At 59.8% G+C, this 16605-nt stretch carries 14 protein-coding genes; 5 read left to right on the forward strand and 9 right to left on the reverse strand.

All coding sequences use genetic code 11. The features are described from left to right. Positions 1-70: 70 nt before the first annotated feature. The 3 genes from phoB to BLR16_RS23660 all read left to right on the forward strand — a co-directional run bounded on the left by phoB (position 71) and on the right by BLR16_RS23660 (position 3584). Positions 71-760 (forward strand): phosphate regulon transcriptional regulator PhoB, encoded by a 690-nt coding sequence (gene phoB / locus BLR16_RS23650; RefSeq protein ID WP_002555882.1) that lies wholly within the window; start codon positions 71-73, stop codon positions 758-760. 96 nt (positions 761-856) lie between these two features. Continuing rightward, on the forward strand, positions 857-2143 hold the full coding sequence (gene phoR, locus BLR16_RS23655; RefSeq protein ID WP_230082027.1) for a phosphate regulon sensor histidine kinase PhoR: 1287 nt from the start codon (positions 857-859) through the stop codon (positions 2141-2143). Positions 2144-2243: 100 nt separating this feature from the next. Next, entirely contained in the window at positions 2244-3584 is a 1341-nt protein-coding gene (locus BLR16_RS23660) for a hemolysin family protein (protein WP_003367992.1), read from the forward strand. Positions 3585-3645: 61 nt separating this feature from the next. Here the strand turns inward: BLR16_RS23660 and BLR16_RS23665 are convergent, their stop codons facing one another. From BLR16_RS23665 to BLR16_RS23700, 8 genes are all read right to left on the reverse strand, one after another. Then, entirely contained in the window at positions 3646-4548 is a 903-nt protein-coding gene (locus tag BLR16_RS23665; protein WP_003367990.1) for a peptidoglycan DD-metalloendopeptidase family protein, read from the reverse strand. A gap of 190 nt (positions 4549-4738) precedes the next feature. Further along, positions 4739-5626, reverse strand: a complete 888-nt coding sequence (locus tag BLR16_RS23670; RefSeq protein ID WP_003432838.1) for a response regulator — start codon at positions 5624-5626, stop codon at positions 4739-4741. Positions 5627-5830: 204 nt separating this feature from the next. Further along, positions 5831-6592: a phosphate signaling complex protein PhoU gene (gene phoU, locus BLR16_RS23675; protein WP_002555887.1), complete on the reverse strand. Its 762-nt coding sequence runs from the start codon at positions 6590-6592 to the stop codon at positions 5831-5833. 70 nt (positions 6593-6662) lie between these two features. Continuing rightward, positions 6663-7496 (reverse strand): phosphate ABC transporter ATP-binding protein PstB, encoded by an 834-nt coding sequence (gene pstB / locus BLR16_RS23680; RefSeq protein ID WP_074808981.1) that lies wholly within the window; start codon positions 7494-7496, stop codon positions 6663-6665. A 66-nt stretch (positions 7497-7562) separates the two neighbouring features. Next, positions 7563-9179: a phosphate ABC transporter permease PstA gene (gene pstA, locus BLR16_RS23685; RefSeq protein ID WP_165441295.1), complete on the reverse strand. Its 1617-nt coding sequence runs from the start codon at positions 9177-9179 to the stop codon at positions 7563-7565. 69 nt (positions 9180-9248) lie between these two features. Continuing rightward, positions 9249-11534, reverse strand: a complete 2286-nt coding sequence (locus BLR16_RS23690; RefSeq protein WP_054082249.1) for an ABC transporter permease subunit — start codon at positions 11532-11534, stop codon at positions 9249-9251. A gap of 142 nt (positions 11535-11676) precedes the next feature. Further along, positions 11677-12675, reverse strand: coding sequence for a phosphate ABC transporter substrate-binding protein PstS (locus tag BLR16_RS23695; protein ID WP_003367977.1), 999 nt, complete (start codon positions 12673-12675; stop codon positions 11677-11679). 166 nt (positions 12676-12841) lie between these two features. Beyond that, on the reverse strand, positions 12842-14131 hold the full coding sequence (locus BLR16_RS23700; RefSeq protein WP_003432834.1) for an MFS transporter: 1290 nt from the start codon (positions 14129-14131) through the stop codon (positions 12842-12844). 431 nt (positions 14132-14562) lie between these two features. On the opposite strand from BLR16_RS23700, the gene BLR16_RS23705 reads away from it, so the two are divergent. Then, complete coding sequence (locus BLR16_RS23705; RefSeq protein ID WP_003316086.1) at positions 14563-14964, forward strand: acyl-CoA thioesterase; 402 nt, start codon at positions 14563-14565, stop codon at positions 14962-14964. Between the two features lie 91 nt (positions 14965-15055). Continuing rightward, positions 15056-15967: a D-hexose-6-phosphate mutarotase gene (locus BLR16_RS23710; RefSeq protein WP_003432833.1), complete on the forward strand. Its 912-nt coding sequence runs from the start codon at positions 15056-15058 to the stop codon at positions 15965-15967. A 20-nt stretch (positions 15968-15987) separates the two neighbouring features. Here BLR16_RS23710 and BLR16_RS23715 read toward each other — a convergent pair whose 3' ends face one another. Beyond that, the gene (locus BLR16_RS23715) at positions 15988-16530 is read right to left on the reverse strand and encodes a DUF3299 domain-containing protein (protein WP_003367971.1); all 543 of its coding nucleotides are present in this window, start codon (positions 16528-16530) and stop codon (positions 15988-15990) included. Positions 16531-16605: the final 75 nt, after the last annotated feature.

The raw sequence follows: 16605 nt of genomic DNA on the forward strand, positions 1-16605 counted from the left end.
CTGTCACACGACTGCAATAATTCCGTTATCTAATGCGCCCCAAGACAGTTAAATGACAAGAGGTTCGAGCATGGCTGGCAGGAGCATCCTGATCGTTGACGACGAAGCGCCAATTCGCGAAATGATCGCCGTTGCGTTGGAAATGGCTGGATACGACTGTATTGAAGCCGAAAACTCTCAGCAGGCCCACGCGATCATCGTGGACCGCAAGCCTGACCTGATTCTGCTCGACTGGATGCTGCCTGGCACATCCGGCATCGAACTGGCACGGCGCCTCAAGCGTGATGAACTGACCGGGGACATCCCGATCATCATGCTCACCGCCAAGGGTGAAGAGGACAACAAGATCCAGGGCCTGGAAGTGGGCGCCGACGATTACATCACCAAGCCTTTCTCGCCCCGCGAACTGGTGGCGCGCCTCAAAGCCGTGCTGCGTCGTGCCGGCCCGACTGACGGCGAAGCGCCCATCGAAGTCGGCGGCCTGCTGCTCGACCCGATCAGCCACCGTGTCACCATCGACGGCAAACCCGCCGAAATGGGCCCGACCGAATACCGTCTGCTGCAGTTCTTCATGACCCACCAGGAGCGCGCCTACACCCGCGGTCAGTTGCTGGATCAGGTATGGGGCGGCAACGTCTACGTCGAAGAACGCACCGTCGATGTTCACATCCGCCGCCTGCGCAAGGCCTTGGGGGATGCGTATGAAAATCTGGTACAAACCGTGCGCGGCACTGGCTATCGTTTCTCGACCAAGAGCTGACAACCGCTGCGTCGATGCAAGGCAATGGCCAGTGCAGACCAGACAAGGATTTACCCCTAATTGAATCAAAATTGGCACGGCACTCTGATACGCCACATGTTGTTGCTGGTCACCGCCTGCCTGTTGGTCGGTCTGATCAGTGGGCAGTATGCCTGGAGCCTGGCCGCCGGACTGGGACTGTATCTGGCCTGGACCCTCAAGCAACTGTTACGCCTGCACGACTGGCTGAGCAGCCACAAGGCTGACGAGCCGCCTCCGGACGGTTATGGTCTGTGGGGCGAAGTCTTCGACAGCATCTACCACCTGCAACGTCGGGATCAGCGCGTCCGTGGCCGCCTTCAGGCCGTTATTGACCGCGTGCAGGAGTCCACCGCCGCGCTGCGTGATGCAGTGATCATGCTCGACAGCGATGGCAACCTGGAGTGGTGGAACCGTGCCGCTGAAACCCTGCTGGGCCTGAAGACGCCACAGGACAGCGGTCAACCCGTGACCAATCTGGTGCGGCATCCACGCTTCAAGGAATACTTTGCGCTGGGCGACTACAGCGAACCGCTGGAAATCCCGTCGCCAACCAACGATCGCCTGCGCATTCAGTTGCTGATCACCCGTTACGGCAACAACGAACACCTGATGCTGGTCCGCGATGTGACGCGCATCCATCAGTTGGAGCAGATGCGCAAAGACTTCGTCGCCAACGTGTCTCACGAGTTGCGGACACCGCTCACGGTGATCTTCGGCTATCTGGAAACGCTGCTCGACAACGTCGACGAGGTCAATCCGCGCTGGGTACGTGCGCTGCAACAGATGCATCAGCAAGGCGGGCGCATGCAGACGCTGCTCAATGACCTGCTGTTGCTGGCCAAGCTCGAGGCCACCGATTATCCGTCGGACAATCACCCGGTGGTCGTCAATACACTGCTCAAGACCATCACCGCCGATGCCAACGCGCTGTCGGGCAGCAAGAACCAGCAGATCCACCTCAGCCTGGAAAGCGACATGCGCCTCAAGGGCAGCGAAAGCGAGCTGCGCAGCGCGTTTTCCAACCTGATCTTCAATGCCGTGAAATACACACCGGCCGAGGGCGTGATCCGTATTCGCTGGTGGGCCGACGAACGGGGCGCGCACCTGAGCGTGCAGGATTCAGGGATCGGCATCGAGACCAAACACCTGCCGCGCCTGACCGAGCGCTTCTACCGGGTCGATACCAGCCGCGCGTCCAATACCGGCGGTACAGGGCTCGGTCTGGCCATCGTCAAACATGTGCTGCTGCGCCATCGCGGCAACCTCGAGATCAACAGTGTTCTCGGCAAGGGCAGTGTTTTTATCTGTCACTTTGCCAGCGCTCAGTTGTCCAAACCCGCGAGCGACGATTCAGACTACTAGGCAATCCTGCTTCGAGCCGCTACATTGCCGGGTTCATGGCGTCTTCTCTGACGTGACACGACCCTCTTCCTGATTAATACGGACCCTGCAAAACCCCATCATGGACCCTTCCCCTAGTTTTAACCTGTCTTCACTCTTCGCCGATTTCGGCATGATTCTTTTTGCTTTGTTCCTGGTCCTGCTCAACGGCTTTTTCGTTGCGGCAGAGTTCGCCATGGTCAAACTGCGCTCGACCAAGGTTGAAGCCATTGCCGACAAGAACGGCTGGCGCGGGCACATCCTGCGCAAGGTCCATGGCCAGCTGGACGCCTACCTTTCGGCCTGCCAGCTGGGTATCACCCTCGCCTCTCTGGGTCTGGGCTGGGTCGGTGAACCGGCCTTCGCGCACCTGCTGGAGCCATTGCTGGCGGCGATGGGCGTGGACACGCCGGAATTGATCAAGGGCGTGTCGTTCTTTACCGCCTTCTTCATCATTTCCTATCTGCACATCGTGATCGGCGAGCTGGCCCCCAAATCCTGGGCGATCCGCAAGCCGGAGCTGCTGTCGCTGTGGACAGCGGCGCCGTTGTACTTCTTCTACTGGTTGATGTACCCGGCCATCTACCTGCTCAACGCCAGCGCCAACGCCATTCTGCGCATCGCTGGACAGGGTGAGCCCGGCCCGCACCATGAACACAGCTACAGCCGCGACGAACTGAAACTGATCCTGCACTCCAGCCGTGGCCAGGACCCCAGCGATCAGGGCATGCGCGTGCTGGCGTCGGCAGTGGAAATGGGCGAGCTGGAAGTGGTCGACTGGGCCAACTCCCGCGAAGACATGGTGTCGCTGGACTTCAATGCGCCGCTCAAGGAAATCCTCGCCTTGTTCCGCCGTCACAAATTCAGCCGTTATCCGCTGTATGACGCTGAACGTGGCGAGTTCGTCGGCCTGTTGCACATCAAGGACCTGCTGCTGGAGCTGGCAGCGCTGGACCATATTCCGGAGTCGTTCAACCTCGCCGAGCTGACCCGCCCGCTGGAACGTGTTTCCCGGCACATGCCTTTGTCACAGTTGCTCGAGCAGTTCCGCAAGGGTGGCGCGCACTTCGCCGTGGTAGAAGAAGCCGACGGCAAGATCGTGGGCTACCTGACCATGGAAGACGTGCTCGAAGTGCTGGTGGGCGACATCCAGGACGAACACCGCAAGGTTGAACGCGGCATTCTCGCCTATCAGCCCGGCAAACTGCTGGTACGGGGCGATACGCCATTGTTCAAGATCGAGCGCCTGCTGGGCGTCGACCTGGATCACATCGAAGCCGAGACGCTGGCCGGTCTGATCTACGACACGCTCAAGCGTGTGCCGGAAGAAGAGGAACAGCTGGAAGTCGAAGGCCTGCGCATCATCATCAAAAAGATGAAAGGCCCGAAAATCGTTCTGGCCAAGGTACTGAAGCTGGACTGACCCGATCAGCGCCGCCTGCCCAAGGGCGGACGCAGGGCGTGGAGCTATGAATAGCTCCCCCTCAATTCCCGCCGACGGCGAAGTTGGGCAGACTCTGTACCGGTGTGGCGAATTCGTAGGGGATCGAGACCAGTTCGTTCCCCGAGTTGCGCTGCACGACGAAGTGCAGGTGCGGGCCGGTGCTGTTGCCGGTGTTGCCCGAACGTGCCAGCGCTGTTCCAACACTCACCCGTTGACCTTCCCTGACACTCACCGAGCCGCGCATCAGGTGCAGGTAGACGCCCATGGTGCCGTCGTCGTGCAGAATGCGCACAAAGTTGCCTGACGCATTCGAGCCACGCCCTGACTGGCTGTTTTCGATCTTCACCACCGTGCCGCCGCGCGCGGCAATGATCGGCGTGCCCTCCGGCATGGCGATGTCCATTGCATAGCGCCCCTTGACGCCGTAATGGCTGTATCGGCCATTCGGGCCCTGCGTCAGGCGAAACGGCCCGCCAATCCACGGCAGCGGGTATTTATAGGCTTGCACCGAGCCCTTGGGATCACCCAGGGTTGAAGTCAGCACCGAGGCGTAGTTCATCGGCTTGCTCCCCACCTTGGGGCTCAAGACCACCACGCGCTGGTTGCTGCGCGCAGGGATCGTGCGACGCAACGTTGCCGACGAGCCAGAGACCCCCAGCACGTTGGTCACACTGGAAAGCCTGAGTTCAACTTCGACCGGGGCGTACAGATCGTTGCGCACATACAGGCTGTGTACGCCCTTTTCACGCCTGACACTCAAGTGCACCTGGCCGTCGATACGCTCGACCATGCGGTCCCGAAACACCATGACCGATGCGCCGGGCGTCGGCCGGTCCGAAAAGGACACCACGCCATTGGCATCGGTGAATTTATAAATCGTGACAGCCCCGGCCGACTGCACAGTCAACGTCAGGGCAAACAGGATAAGCAGGCGTTCAAGCATCGGAGATGTTCGGGTTCAAGGGCACTGGGTGCCAAGCCTAGCAGCCTTGCAGGCAGAAGAGGACGCAAGGGTATCAATCGGACATGAATGAAGCGTCAAGGAAGGCGCGCCAGAGGCTCGGTACGCGGTGTCGTGTAACACCGCGCAAGGCTGACGCGCATGGGCATGCCACTCAGCTCAGAGGCAGGTATCAGGCGCCCGGGATGAAGTGCTTCTGCGCCGTGCCACGAGCGATCAGACGCGACAGGTAATCGAGCTTCTGCGCGTCGTGATCGACAAAGCGGAAGGTCACTTGCAACCATTCGCTGTCGGGCTTCTGCTCGAACGCGGCAACAGAGTGCAGATAGCCGTTCAGGCGTGCGACCTCGTTTTCCTCGCCCTGCTCCAGGTCCAGCACCGCGCTATCGAGTACCTGTGGCAGGTTTTCGCTGACGCGAATCACCAGTGTGGCGTCTTTCAGGGTGAGGGCCTTGATCACACACGACTGAGTGCCGTTGGGCAGGCGCAACTGGCCCTGGCCGCGACCGGTCGGCTCTGCCGATCTGACGGGTGCAGGGGCTGGCTTGGGAGCAGCGGCGGCGGCAACAGGCGCGGCACGAACCACTTCGGCCTTGCCACCGGTCAATGCGCTCAGCGAGTCATTGAGCGGCGAGTTCATGCGTGCCGGGGCTGTGGACATGACGGCGTCGAGCTTGCCGACTTTTGCCAGTGCTTTCTTGACCTTGGTCAGCAGCTGTTCATTGGTGAACGGCTTGCCGACAAAATCGGTCACACCGGCCTGAATGGCCTGCACGACGTTTTCCTTGTCACCACGGCTGGTCACCATGATGAACGGCACGGTTCTCAGGTAATTGTCTTGCTGACGGCACCATGTCAACAGCTCCAGGCCGGACATTTCTGGCATTTCCCAGTCACACAGAATCAGGTCGAACGCCTCTTTGCCCAGCAACGTCTGAGCCTTGCGACCATTGACCGCGTCCTCGGTATGAATCCCGGGAAAATAATTGCGCAGCCCTTTCTTGACCAAGTCGCGAATGAAAGTCGCGTCATCCACCACCAATACACTGACCTTACTCATCGACGCTCCTGCGGGCGTGTTCACCTGGAGGCGAACTGCGGTATGCCAACACGCCCTTTGTTTCGGCAAGCATAGCGTTGACCGATAGCCAACTGCCATATTGATTGACTGCGCCGCGACATTTAATCCGCAGGCGACGGGAAATACTGATCTGCGTAACGAAAAACGCCCAGCGCGTGCTGGGCGTTTTTCTCGCAGGCAATCTTACTTATCGTCAGCGTCGCCCGGAACATTAGCGGTTTCGCTCGATATACCCTGCACTTCTTCCTTCATGCGCTTGAGACCCATGTGCCGCACGTCGGTCCCACGCACGAGATAGATCACCAGCTCGGAAATGTTGCGCGCATGGTCGCCGATTCGCTCCAGAGAGCGCAGCACCCAGATGACGTCCAGTACCCGGGAGATCGAGCGTGGATCTTCCATCATGTAGGTCGCCAGCTCGCGCAGGGCCGTCTTGTACTCGCGGTCGATGGTCTTGTCGTACTGCGCCACCGACAGGGCCAGCTCGGCGTCGAAACGGGCGAACGAATCCAGCGCATCGCGCACCATGTTGCGCACCTGATCGCCGATGTGACGTACCTCGACGTAGCCGCGTGGTGCCTCGCCCTCTTCGCAGAGCTTGATGGCACGGCGCGCGATCTTGGTCGCTTCATCACCAATGCGCTCCAGGTCGATCACCGACTTGGAAATGCTGATGATCAGGCGCAGGTCGGACGCCGCAGGCTGACGACGAGCCAGAATGCGCAGGCATTCCTCGTCGATGCTGCGCTCCATCTGATTGATCCGGTCGTCGACCTCGCGAACACGTTGGGCTAGACCGGAGTCTGCCTCGATCAGCGCTGTGACCGAATCGTTCACCTGCTTCTCGACCAGGCCACCCATTTCGAGCAAATGGCTGCGAACGTCTTCGAGTTCAGCGTTGAACTGTTGGGAAATGTGATGCGTATGGCTGTCTTTGTGGATCATGCTGGGTGTCCTTGGAACGTCCGGTTAATTGCGAAAACGCAGCGGTGGTTCAGGGCTGACGAAGCACGTACTACCCGTAACGACCGGTGATGTAGTCTTCTGTCTGTTTTTTTGCCGGGTTGGTGAACAAGGTATCCGTATCACCAAACTCGACAAGCTTGCCCATGTACATAAACGCGGTGTAATCCGACACCCGAGCCGCCTGCTGCATGTTGTGGGTAACGATCACAATGGTGTATTTCGATTTCAGTTCGTAGATCAGTTCTTCGACTTTAAGGGTCGAAATCGGATCGAGTGCCGAACAGGGTTCGTCGAGCAGCAGGACTTCCGGCTCCACGGCGATCGTTCGGGCAATGACCAGACGCTGCTGCTGCCCCCCGGATAAACCCAATGCCGACTCATGCAGTCGATCCTTGACTTCATCCCAGAGCGCAGCGGCTTTCAGCGCCCACTCGACAGCTTCATCGAGCACGCGCTTCTTGTTGATGCCCTGAATACGCAGCCCGTAGACCACGTTTTCATAAATCGTCTTGGGGAACGGATTGGGCTTCTGAAACACCATGCCGACGCGGCGACGCAACTCGGCGACTTCCTCGCCCTTGGTGTAGATGTTGTGCCCGTACAGGTTGATCGCGCCCTCGACCCGGCAACCATCGACCAGGTCGTTCATGCGGTTGAAGCAGCGCAACAACGTCGATTTGCCACACCCGGACGGACCGATGAACGAGGTCACCTTCTGCTTCGGGATATTCAGGGCAATATCGAACAGCGCCTGCTTGTCGCCATAGAACAGACTCAGGCCCGGCACTTCGATGGCCACGCTCTCGTCGGCCAGATCCAGACGTTGCTTGTGACGCCTCAGGGCCGACATGTTCATGCCACTCGTCGGGCTTTCATGCTGCATGGATTGCTCCTGTGCGAACTGTTCGCGTCATCGCACGGCCGCGTTTGCCAAAGGGCGAATTCGGGATCAATTGTCGAGCGCCTTGTACTTTTCCCGCAAATGGTTACGGATGCTCACCGCCGACAGATTGAGCAAGGCGATGACCAGCACCAGCAGCAGCGCGGTGGCATACACCAGCGGGCGTGCGGCCTCGACGTTGGGGCTCTGGAAGCCGACGTCGTAAATGTGGAAACCCAGGTGCATGATCTTCTGATCGAGGTGCAGATAAGGATAGTTGCCGTCCAGCGGCAGCGACGGCGCCAGCTTGACGACGCCCACCAGCATCAAGGGCGCAACTTCCCCGGCGGCACGCGCTACCGCGAGGATGAGCCCGGTCATCATCGCCGGGCTGGCCATTGGCAGTACGATTTTCCACAGCGTCTCGGCCTTGGTTGCACCCAGTGCCAGCGAACCTTCACGCAGGGTCAGCGGAATGCGCGCCAGCCCTTCTTCCGTCGCCACGATCACTACCGGCACGGCAAGCAGTGCCAGGGTCAGCGAGGCCCATAACAGGCCCGGCGTACCGAACGTCGGGGCCGGCAGCGCTTCAGGAAAGAACAGCCGATCCACCGAGCCGCCCAGCACATAGACGAAGAATCCCAGGCCAAACACGCCGTAGACAATCGCAGGCACACCGGCAAGGTTGTTCACAGCGATGCGAATCAACCGGGTAACCGGCCCCTGGCGCGCATACTCACGCAGGTAGACCGCCGCCAGCACACCGAACGGCGTGACGATCACGGCCATGATCAGGGTCATCATCACCGTGCCGAAGATCGCCGGGAAGATACCGCCCTCGGTGTTGGCTTCGCGTGGATCGGCGCTGAGAAACTCCCACAGTTTCTCGAAGTAGAAGCCAAGCTTGGTCACCGTGCCCATCGCATTGGGCTGATAGGCACGCACCACTTTGCCCAGGCTGAGCTCGATCTCTTTACCGTTGCCATCGCGTGCGGTCAGGCTGTCGCGATCAAAGGCCTGGTGCAGCCCGTCAAGGCGCGCCTCGATCACCTTGTAACGCGCATCCAGCTCGGCCCGCTCGGCAGCCATATCCGCTTGCGCGGCGGCATCCAGTCGGCCATCGAGTTCCAATTTACGGGCCTGCAGGCGCAGGCGCTCGATACCGTGATTGATGGCACCAATGTCTTTCTTTTCCAGGCTGTAGAGCTCGTCAGCCAGCTTTTCGACGCGTTTGATGCGCTCTTGCAGGACCGGCCATGCCGCCTCGCCTTCGGCCACGACACGCCCGCCTTCCTTGACGTTGACCAGATAGCCGTAGAAATTGCCCCACTCGCGACGCTCCAGCGTCATCAGGTCTGCAGGCCGGCTCTGCCCGGTCAGCCATTCGCCTACCACCCAGTTGAAGTCACTGGGGTTGAGATCGCGATTGCCGACCTTGAACAGCTCGCGGGTCATGAATTCCGGCCCTTGATCAGGCACCGGCAGGCCCGCGCTTTTCAGGCGCGCACGAGGTACTTGCTCCTGCTCGACCCGCTCGCCGACCAGAACGCTCGATTCCTGATTGGGCACCGCGTACTGCGCGCTCACCAGATCGGCGGGCCAGAAATGCCCAAGGCCACGCACGGCGATCACCGCCAACAGGCCGATGGTCATGATCACAGCGATGGATACGGCACCCGCACTCATCCAGACGCCGGGGGCGCCACTTTTGAACCAGTTCCTGAGGGAGTTCCGCTTCACCAACGCCTACCTTCCTTACAGCGACGAGTATTGCTTGCGCAGACGCTGACGAATCAGCTCTGCGAGGGTGTTCATCACGAAGGTGAACATCAACAGCACCAACGCCGCGAGAAACAGCACCCGATAATGGCTGCCGCCCACTTCCGACTCCGGCATCTCCACCGCGACATTGGCCGCCAGCGTACGCATGCCCTCAAACAGGTTCATGTCCATGATCGGCGTGTTACCGGTCGCCATCAGCACAATCATGGTTTCCCCCACGGCCCGGCCCATGCCGATCATCAAGGCGGAAAAGATGCCGGGGCTGGCGGTCAGAATCACCACCCGCGTCAGGGTCTGCCACGGCGTCGCGCCCAGTGCCAGCGAACCCAGCGTCAGGCTGCGCGGCACGCTGAACACAGCGTCTTCGGCAATCGAATAAATGTTGGGGATCACCGCAAATCCCATGGCGATGCCGACTACCAGTGCATTGCGCTGATCGTAGGTGATACCCAGGTGGTCACGAATCCAGGTGCTCATGTCACCCGCGAAGAACCAGTTCTCCAGATGCGGGCTCATGCTCAGTGAAAACCAGCCCACCAATAGCACGACCGGAATCAGAATCGCGCCTTCCCAGCCATCGGGAATACGCAAGCGAAACGAATCAGGCAGGCGGGTCCAGAAAAAGCCCACCAGCAAAATGCCGATCGGCGTAAGCAGCAACAGGCTGAAGATGCCGGGCAGATGCCCTTCCAGATACGGGGCCAGAAACAATCCGGCAAAAAAGCCGAGAATCACCGTCGGCATCGCTTCCATCAATTCGATCACCGGCTTGACCTTGCGGCGCATGCCCGGGGCCATGAAGTAGGCGGTGTAGATCGCGGCAGCCACGGCCAGCGGCGCGGCCAGCAGCATGGCGTAGAACGCCGCTTTCAGCGTGCCGTAGGTCAACGGCGCCAGGCTCAGCTTGGGCTCGAAGTCGGAGTTGGACGCCGTGGACTGCCAGATGTACTTGGGTTCATCGTAATTCTCGTACCAGACCTTGCCCCACAGCGAACTCCAGGAGACTTCCGGGTGCGGGTTGTCCAGCGTCAGCGGCAGCAGCTTGCCAGCGCTTTCAATCAGAATCCGGTTGGCGCGTGGCGATAACGCCAGAATACCGGGCCCCTCGGCGACCTTGTCGATCAGCAGGGTGCGGTGCGCTGTGCTGTGAAATACGCCCAGCTTGCCGGAAGCATCCAGAGCGATGAACCCCTTGCGGCGCTGCTCGGCCTTGATCTGCGCGATCGGTGCGCTGCCCAGGCTGAAATCGCGGATGCGCATCAGGCGCTGCTCACCGTCAGTGTCCCGGGCCATGAACCACTGGGACATACTGCCCTTCGAGTTGCCGATGATCAGCGAAATGCCGCCGACCAGTTGAGCGCTCGCCGTGATCTCGGCGTTGCCGTCTTCCAGCAATTTATAGCGGCCATTGAGGCTGCGATCGCGCAGGCTGAACACATCCGCCTGCGCGCGCCCGTTGATGACATACAACCATTGCTGACGCGGGTCGATGTAGATCGCCTTGACCGCTGCGGACATCTGCGGCAACTCGACACGCGTCTGCTCGCGGGTCATCTCGCCGGTCATCATGTTTTCTTTCTGTTCGAGCGAGATGACATGCAACTGAGTGCCGGTAGACCCTGCCAGCTTCAGGCTGTCGCCATCGGCACTGACGGTGACATGCTCGACCGCACGCCCGGCCTCATCCAGTACCAGGGGCGCTTCGCCGTAAGGCCAGGCCACGCTCGGGGTGATGGTTTTCTGATCGTTCGGGTAGGTCGTCAGGTAAGAATGCCTGAACACCAGCACCTGACCGTTGGACAAACCCAGGGCTATCAAGGGCGCGCCGGGCTGATCCTTGCCGATGGACGCAACGGACACGCCCGCAGGGAGCGGCAAGGCAATGCGCCGCAGCTCTGCGCCGTCCTCGCTGTTGAAAAAGACCACTTCGCCCTTGTCGGAAATGCGCATGCCGATCTGGTTCTGCTCTTCGATGGTAATCATCAGCGGAGCGCCGGCATCCTGCAGCCAGGCGGTATTCAGCGCAGGTTCGGCGGTCAGGCTGGCGCCTTTGAAGAGCGGCGCAACGACATAGGCCAGGTAGAAAAAGATCAGCGTAATGGCAGCCAGCACAGCAAGGCCGCCAATGGCGACGTACCAGTGAGTGAGCCGGTCGGTAAACGCACGGACACGACGCTTGCGCACCATCGCGGGCGTATTGAAATCAATACGCGCTGGAGGCGAGCTCTGGTCCATCGTCGATTTGAACAGCTCATTCATGCGCACACACCGTAGACGCCTTGTATGACAGAAACATTACAGCAAGGTGACGCAAGAAAGCCCGCTGCCTGCGAAACCGGCGGCGGACTGTTCAATTTGTATGCAGGCCAGTCCATTGAGCCCCGCTCCAACGCGTACGTGACTACTTTACCGCCACGCCACCCGCGCCCTGCAGGCCAAGATCGGCCAGCGTCTTCTCGACGACACGGGCGGGCAGCGGGATGTAACCGTCCTTCATCACCACTTCCTGGCCCTGTCTCGACAGCACCAGTTTTACAAACTCGGCCTCCAGCGGCGCCAAGGGCTGGTTCGGCGCCTTGTTCACGTAGACATAAAGGAAGCGCGACAGTGGATAACTGCCGTTCAGGGTATTGGCTTCGCTGTCTTCGACAAACTCGCCCCCTTCCTTCTTCGCCAGCGGCACAGTTCTGACGTTGGATGTCTTGTAACCGATGCCCGAATAACCGATGCCGTTAAGCGAATTGCTGATCGCGCTGACCACCGAAGCAGAGCCGGGCTGCTCGTTGACGTTGGCCTTGAAGTCGCCTTTGCACAGCGCTTCTTCCTTGAAATAACCGTAGGTACCCGACACTGAGTTACGACCGAACAACTGGATCGGTTTCCCTGCCAGATCGCCGGTCACGCCGACATCACCCCAGGTTTTCGCATCTGCCCTGGCGCCGCACAGGCGGGTCGCGGAGAAGATCGCGTCCACTTGCTGCAGGGTCAGGCCCTTGATCGGGTTGTCCTTGTGCACAAAAACCGCCAAAGCATCCACCGCGACCGGGATGGCAGTGGGCTTGTAGCCATGCTTCTGCTCGAAAGCCGACAGCTCGCCGTCCTTCATCCTGCGGCTCATCGGGCCCAGATTGGCCGTGCCCTCGGTCAGCGCGGGTGGCGCCGTGGAGGAGCCGGCCGCTTGAATCTGGATGTTCACGCTCGGGTATTCTTTCTTGTAGGCCTCGGCCCACAGGGTCATCAGATTTGCCAGGGTATCGGAGCCGACACTGGAGAGATTGCCCGACACACCGGAGGTCCTGGTATAGGCCTGGATGGCAGGGTCGACCGCAGCCAGCGTATTGGCTGCCGTCACTCCGGCGGCAACCAATGTCAGTGCAGTCATCAAACGCTTGAGTGTCATCCTTGCGCTCCTGGCAGGGTGTGTAGGTGTCCACGAGCCTTTTTGGGCCAGTCTTATGACTACTCTATGAATTGATTATGACAATAAGATGAAAAGGCTATCGACCTGTGCAGGTAGATAGCCTTTGGCTGTAGCGGTGCCCGAGCGATTCAGCAGCGGCTGATGATCAGCGCTTTCGGCTCAGCAAAAACACACCGATGGCCATGCCCAGACCGCAGAGGATCGCGACGTACCACGCCGGCCCCATCGGACTGCTCTTGAGCATGAAGGTCACGACCATCGGCGTCAGACCGCCGAAGATCGCGTACGCCAGGTTGTAGGAGAACGACAGCCCCGAGAAGCGCACCACAGGCGGGAATGCCTTGACCATGACGTAAGGAACTGCGCCGATCGTACCGACGAACAGACCGGTCACGGCATACAGCGGGAACAGCACTTCCGGATGGCTGCCGAGGATGTGATAGAACGTCCAGGAACTGACCAGCAAACCTGCGCTGCCCAGCAGAAACACCCAGCCTGCGCCGAAACGATCCGCCAGCGCGCCCGCAGCGATGCAACCCACGCTCAGGAAGACAATCGCCAGGCTGTTGGCTTTCAGCGCGGTAGCGGCCGGAAAGCCATAGATGGTTTGCAGGATGGTCGGTGTCATCAGGATCACGACGATGATGCCGGCAGACAGCAACCAGGTCATCAGCATCGACAGCGCAACGGCGCCACGATGATCACGCAGTACCGCCTTGAGCGGCACCTCTTCGGCCAGTGCCTTGCGCAGTTGCAGCTCGGCAAACACCGGCGTTTCATGCAGCAGGCGACGCAGATACACCGACATCAGACCGAACACGCCACCCAGCAGGAAAGGGATACGCCATGCGTAATCCGATACCTCGACGGGGGTATAGATGCTGTTGATCGCCGTGGCGACCAGCGAGCCCAGCAGGATGCCCGCTGTCAGGCCCGCGGTCAGGGTGCCGCAGGCATACCCGACACGCCGTGCAGGCACATGCTCGGACACGAAGACCCAGGCGCCAGGCACTTCACCGCCGATGGCGGCACCTTGAATGACGCGCATCAACAACAGCAGAATCGGCGCCCACATGCCGATCTGTGCGTACGTCGGTAGCAGACCCATGATCAGGGTCGGCACCGCCATCATGAAAATGCTCAGCGTGAACATTTTCTTGCGCCCCAGCAGATCGCCGAAGTGCGCCATGATAATGCCGCCCAGGGGTCTCGCCAGATAACCGGCGGCGAAAATGCCGAACGTCTGCATCATGCGCAGCCAGTCGGGCATGTCCACCGGGAAAAACAGTTTGCCGACCACCGCCGCGAAAAACACGAAAATGATGAAGTCGTAGAACTCCAGCGCGCCACCCAGGGCCGACAGCGAAAGGGTTTTGTAATCGCTGCGAGTCAAAGGCCGCGCAGGCTGCGTGGAACTTGGAGGAACAGATGACATGACAAGGCTTCTCTTTACGTGTTCTTTGAAAAGGGGCGAGCGACAGCAACGCTGGCTGCTGCGGGGTGCCGTGCAGAAGCGATTGTCGGGAGCAACGGCGCAGATAGGCACCAAAATTGCGTGTACAGGCAGTCTTGTCACCTGTAGAGGTCCAGCAAGATAGCAAATTGCTACAAAAAACACATGGCAGAACTGCCACTGACACAAAATGAAGACCCCACGGTCGTTCTATGACGCAACGCCCGATATACTCGCAAGTCGTCAACAGCCTTGGGAAGTTGTGCGAAAACGTCTGAATCAGCGGGTTTCGCAGAGTTTCCCTTTGGGCCACACCGGCGCTGAACACATAATGTTCATGCTCATGGTTTTGAATGGCACCTGTTAACCGCGGCATACAATAATGAGAGTCATGGGTCAGAGGCACCCTAGGCATGATCGAGCTCGAACAAGAAGATCCAACCCCGCAAGGCGACCTTGCACTGCAAATCACCGCCCTTCCCCGCGAAACCAATGGCTTTGGCGACATCTTTGGTGGCTGGCTGGTGTCCCAGATGGACCTGGCAGGCACAGCTATGGCCAGCAAAGTCGCGGGTGGCCGCGTGGCGACCGTGGCCATCGATCGCATGGCGTTTCTGGTCCCGGTCGCGGTCGGCGAACAGCTTTCCTTCTATACCCGCACCCTGGAAGTCGGACGCACCTCGATCAAGATGATGGTCGAAGTGTGGAGCGACGACCCGCTCACCAGCGAATGGCGCAAGGTCACCGAGGCCGCGTTCGTATTCGTGGCCATAGATGCCAGCGGCCGGACGCGCTCGGTTCCCGCGCGACGGTAAATTGTCGCTCGGCTCCAGGTTGGCTGCCCGGTTAAACTCGCCCTGCATGAAGCGGTCTATTTTCGTCACGGTCATTGAGTGAGAACTTTGCATGCCAACATCCCCGGTTGAACCCACCGTTGAATCCATCCTTTACGATGAGCTGAACTGCTGGCGTATTTGCCACGGCGAAGCAGAGCTGCTGGTTGCGCAACAAGGCGCACACATCCTCAGCTATCAAGTGGCCGGGCAGCAGCCGCTGGTGTGGCTGAACGAAGAGGCCGTTTTCAAGCGCGGCAAACCCATTCGTGCAGGCATGCCGATCTGCTGGCCGTGGTTCGGCAATCTGGAGCGCAACCCGCAAAGCGTGCAGGCCATGCGCGACAGCAGCGAACCTGCCAAGGCACATGGCGAAGTGCGAGCGCTCGACTGGCAGTTGCTGGGTATCGGCGCAGATGGCGATGCACTGCTGGTGGAGTTCGTCCTTCCCGAGGCCGAAGGCCACTTGCCGGGCTGGCCGCACAATGTCGCCCTGAAATTGAGCATTCGTCTGGACCACGCACTGAATGTCAGTCTGGTCAGCTACAACTGTGGCACTGAGCCTGTGGTGATCAGCCAGGCGCTGCATACCTATTTCGCAGTCAGCGATGTACGTCAGGTCAGCGTCGAAGGGCTCGACGGCCTGCGTTACATCGAAACCCTGGCAAACTGGGAAGAACGCGAGCAGACCGGCGACCTGACCTTCACAGGCGAAACCGACCGCATCTACAAGGACACACCAGGCGTGCTCAGCATCGTTGACCCGCAGTGGCAGCGACGCATCCACATCCGCAGCACGGGCTCGAACTCAGCCATCCTATGGAACCCGTGGATCGAGAAGACCGGCAAGTTCACCGACATGGCAGCAGACGGCTGGCAGCGCATGGTCTGCGTCGAAACCGCCAACGTGCTGGACGACGTGGTCACCCTGGCACCGGACCAGATGCATGTTCTGGGAGTGAGTATCTGGAGCGAGGCGCTCTGATCAGTAATTGATCAAGCCCATCAAAGGTCCGACTCAACCACCACGCGGACCTTTGAGGCATCCATCGCATACGCAGCATCGGCAAGGTCGTTACTGACCTTCTCGATTTTCAGGGTGCCTTCTACCCACAGTGGTGTGTAGATATCATCCAGTTTCAGACCCTTGGGGTAACGCACCAGCACCAGCTGGTTAGGCGGCGGTGGTGGAACGTGAATGCAGGCGCCTGGATAAGGCACGATGAAGAACAGCGTGCTGCGGCCCTTGGCGTCGGTTTCGAGAGGCACAGGGTAGCCGCCAAGACGAATCGTCTTGCCGTTCATTGCCGGGACGGTTTTGGTCGAATACATGACTGCAGGCAAACCCTTGCTCTGCTTCAGTCCACCCTTGCTGTCGAACGTGCCCATGGCTTCCGGAGAATTGTGGTCAATCTCGGGCATGGCTTCGAGGGCTTTTTGATCGGACTTGGGCATCAGCTCAAGCCAGTCGGTTTCCGGCAACTGGGCGTATGCGGGACCGCAGAGCGCGGATAACAGCAGAAGAGTCATCAACAGGAAGCGACGCATGATAAAGCTCGGCAAAGGGGTGGAAAGTTGCCGAGCATTCTAGCCCTCTGCGCACTGTAAAACAGAGGGCTGACG

The sequence above is a fragment of the Pseudomonas sp. BS3767 genome, from assembly GCF_900099665.1.
Taxonomy (GTDB): domain Bacteria; phylum Pseudomonadota; class Gammaproteobacteria; order Pseudomonadales; family Pseudomonadaceae; genus Aquipseudomonas; species Aquipseudomonas cerasi.

Excerpts from the sequence above, each read along its gene's own strand:
- phoB (WP_002555882.1), top strand. The coding sequence starts at position 71 with ATGGCTGGCAGGAGCATCCTGATCGTTGACGACGAAGCGCCAATTCGC.
- phoR (WP_230082027.1), top strand. The coding sequence starts at position 857 with ATGTTGTTGCTGGTCACCGCCTGCCTGTTGGTCGGTCTGATCAGTGGG.
- BLR16_RS23660 (WP_003367992.1), top strand. The coding sequence starts at position 2,244 with ATGGACCCTTCCCCTAGTTTTAACCTGTCTTCACTCTTCGCCGATTTC.
- BLR16_RS23665 (WP_003367990.1), bottom strand. The coding sequence starts at position 4,548 with ATGCTTGAACGCCTGCTTATCCTGTTTGCCCTGACGTTGACTGTGCAG.
- BLR16_RS23670 (WP_003432838.1), bottom strand. The coding sequence starts at position 5,626 with ATGAGTAAGGTCAGTGTATTGGTGGTGGATGACGCGACTTTCATTCGC.
- phoU (WP_002555887.1), bottom strand. The coding sequence starts at position 6,592 with ATGATCCACAAAGACAGCCATACGCATCACATTTCCCAACAGTTCAAC.
- pstB (WP_074808981.1), bottom strand. The coding sequence starts at position 7,496 with ATGCAGCATGAAAGCCCGACGAGTGGCATGAACATGTCGGCCCTGAGG.
- pstA (WP_165441295.1), bottom strand. The coding sequence starts at position 9,179 with ATGAGTGCGGGTGCCGTATCCATCGCTGTGATCATGACCATCGGCCTG.
- BLR16_RS23690 (WP_054082249.1), bottom strand. The coding sequence starts at position 11,534 with ATGAATGAGCTGTTCAAATCGACGATGGACCAGAGCTCGCCTCCAGCG.
- BLR16_RS23695 (WP_003367977.1), bottom strand. The coding sequence starts at position 12,675 with ATGACACTCAAGCGTTTGATGACTGCACTGACATTGGTTGCCGCCGGA.
- BLR16_RS23700 (WP_003432834.1), bottom strand. The coding sequence starts at position 14,131 with ATGTCATCTGTTCCTCCAAGTTCCACGCAGCCTGCGCGGCCTTTGACT.
- BLR16_RS23705 (WP_003316086.1), top strand. The coding sequence starts at position 14,563 with ATGATCGAGCTCGAACAAGAAGATCCAACCCCGCAAGGCGACCTTGCA.
- BLR16_RS23710 (WP_003432833.1), top strand. The coding sequence starts at position 15,056 with ATGCCAACATCCCCGGTTGAACCCACCGTTGAATCCATCCTTTACGAT.
- BLR16_RS23715 (WP_003367971.1), bottom strand. The coding sequence starts at position 16,530 with ATGCGTCGCTTCCTGTTGATGACTCTTCTGCTGTTATCCGCGCTCTGC.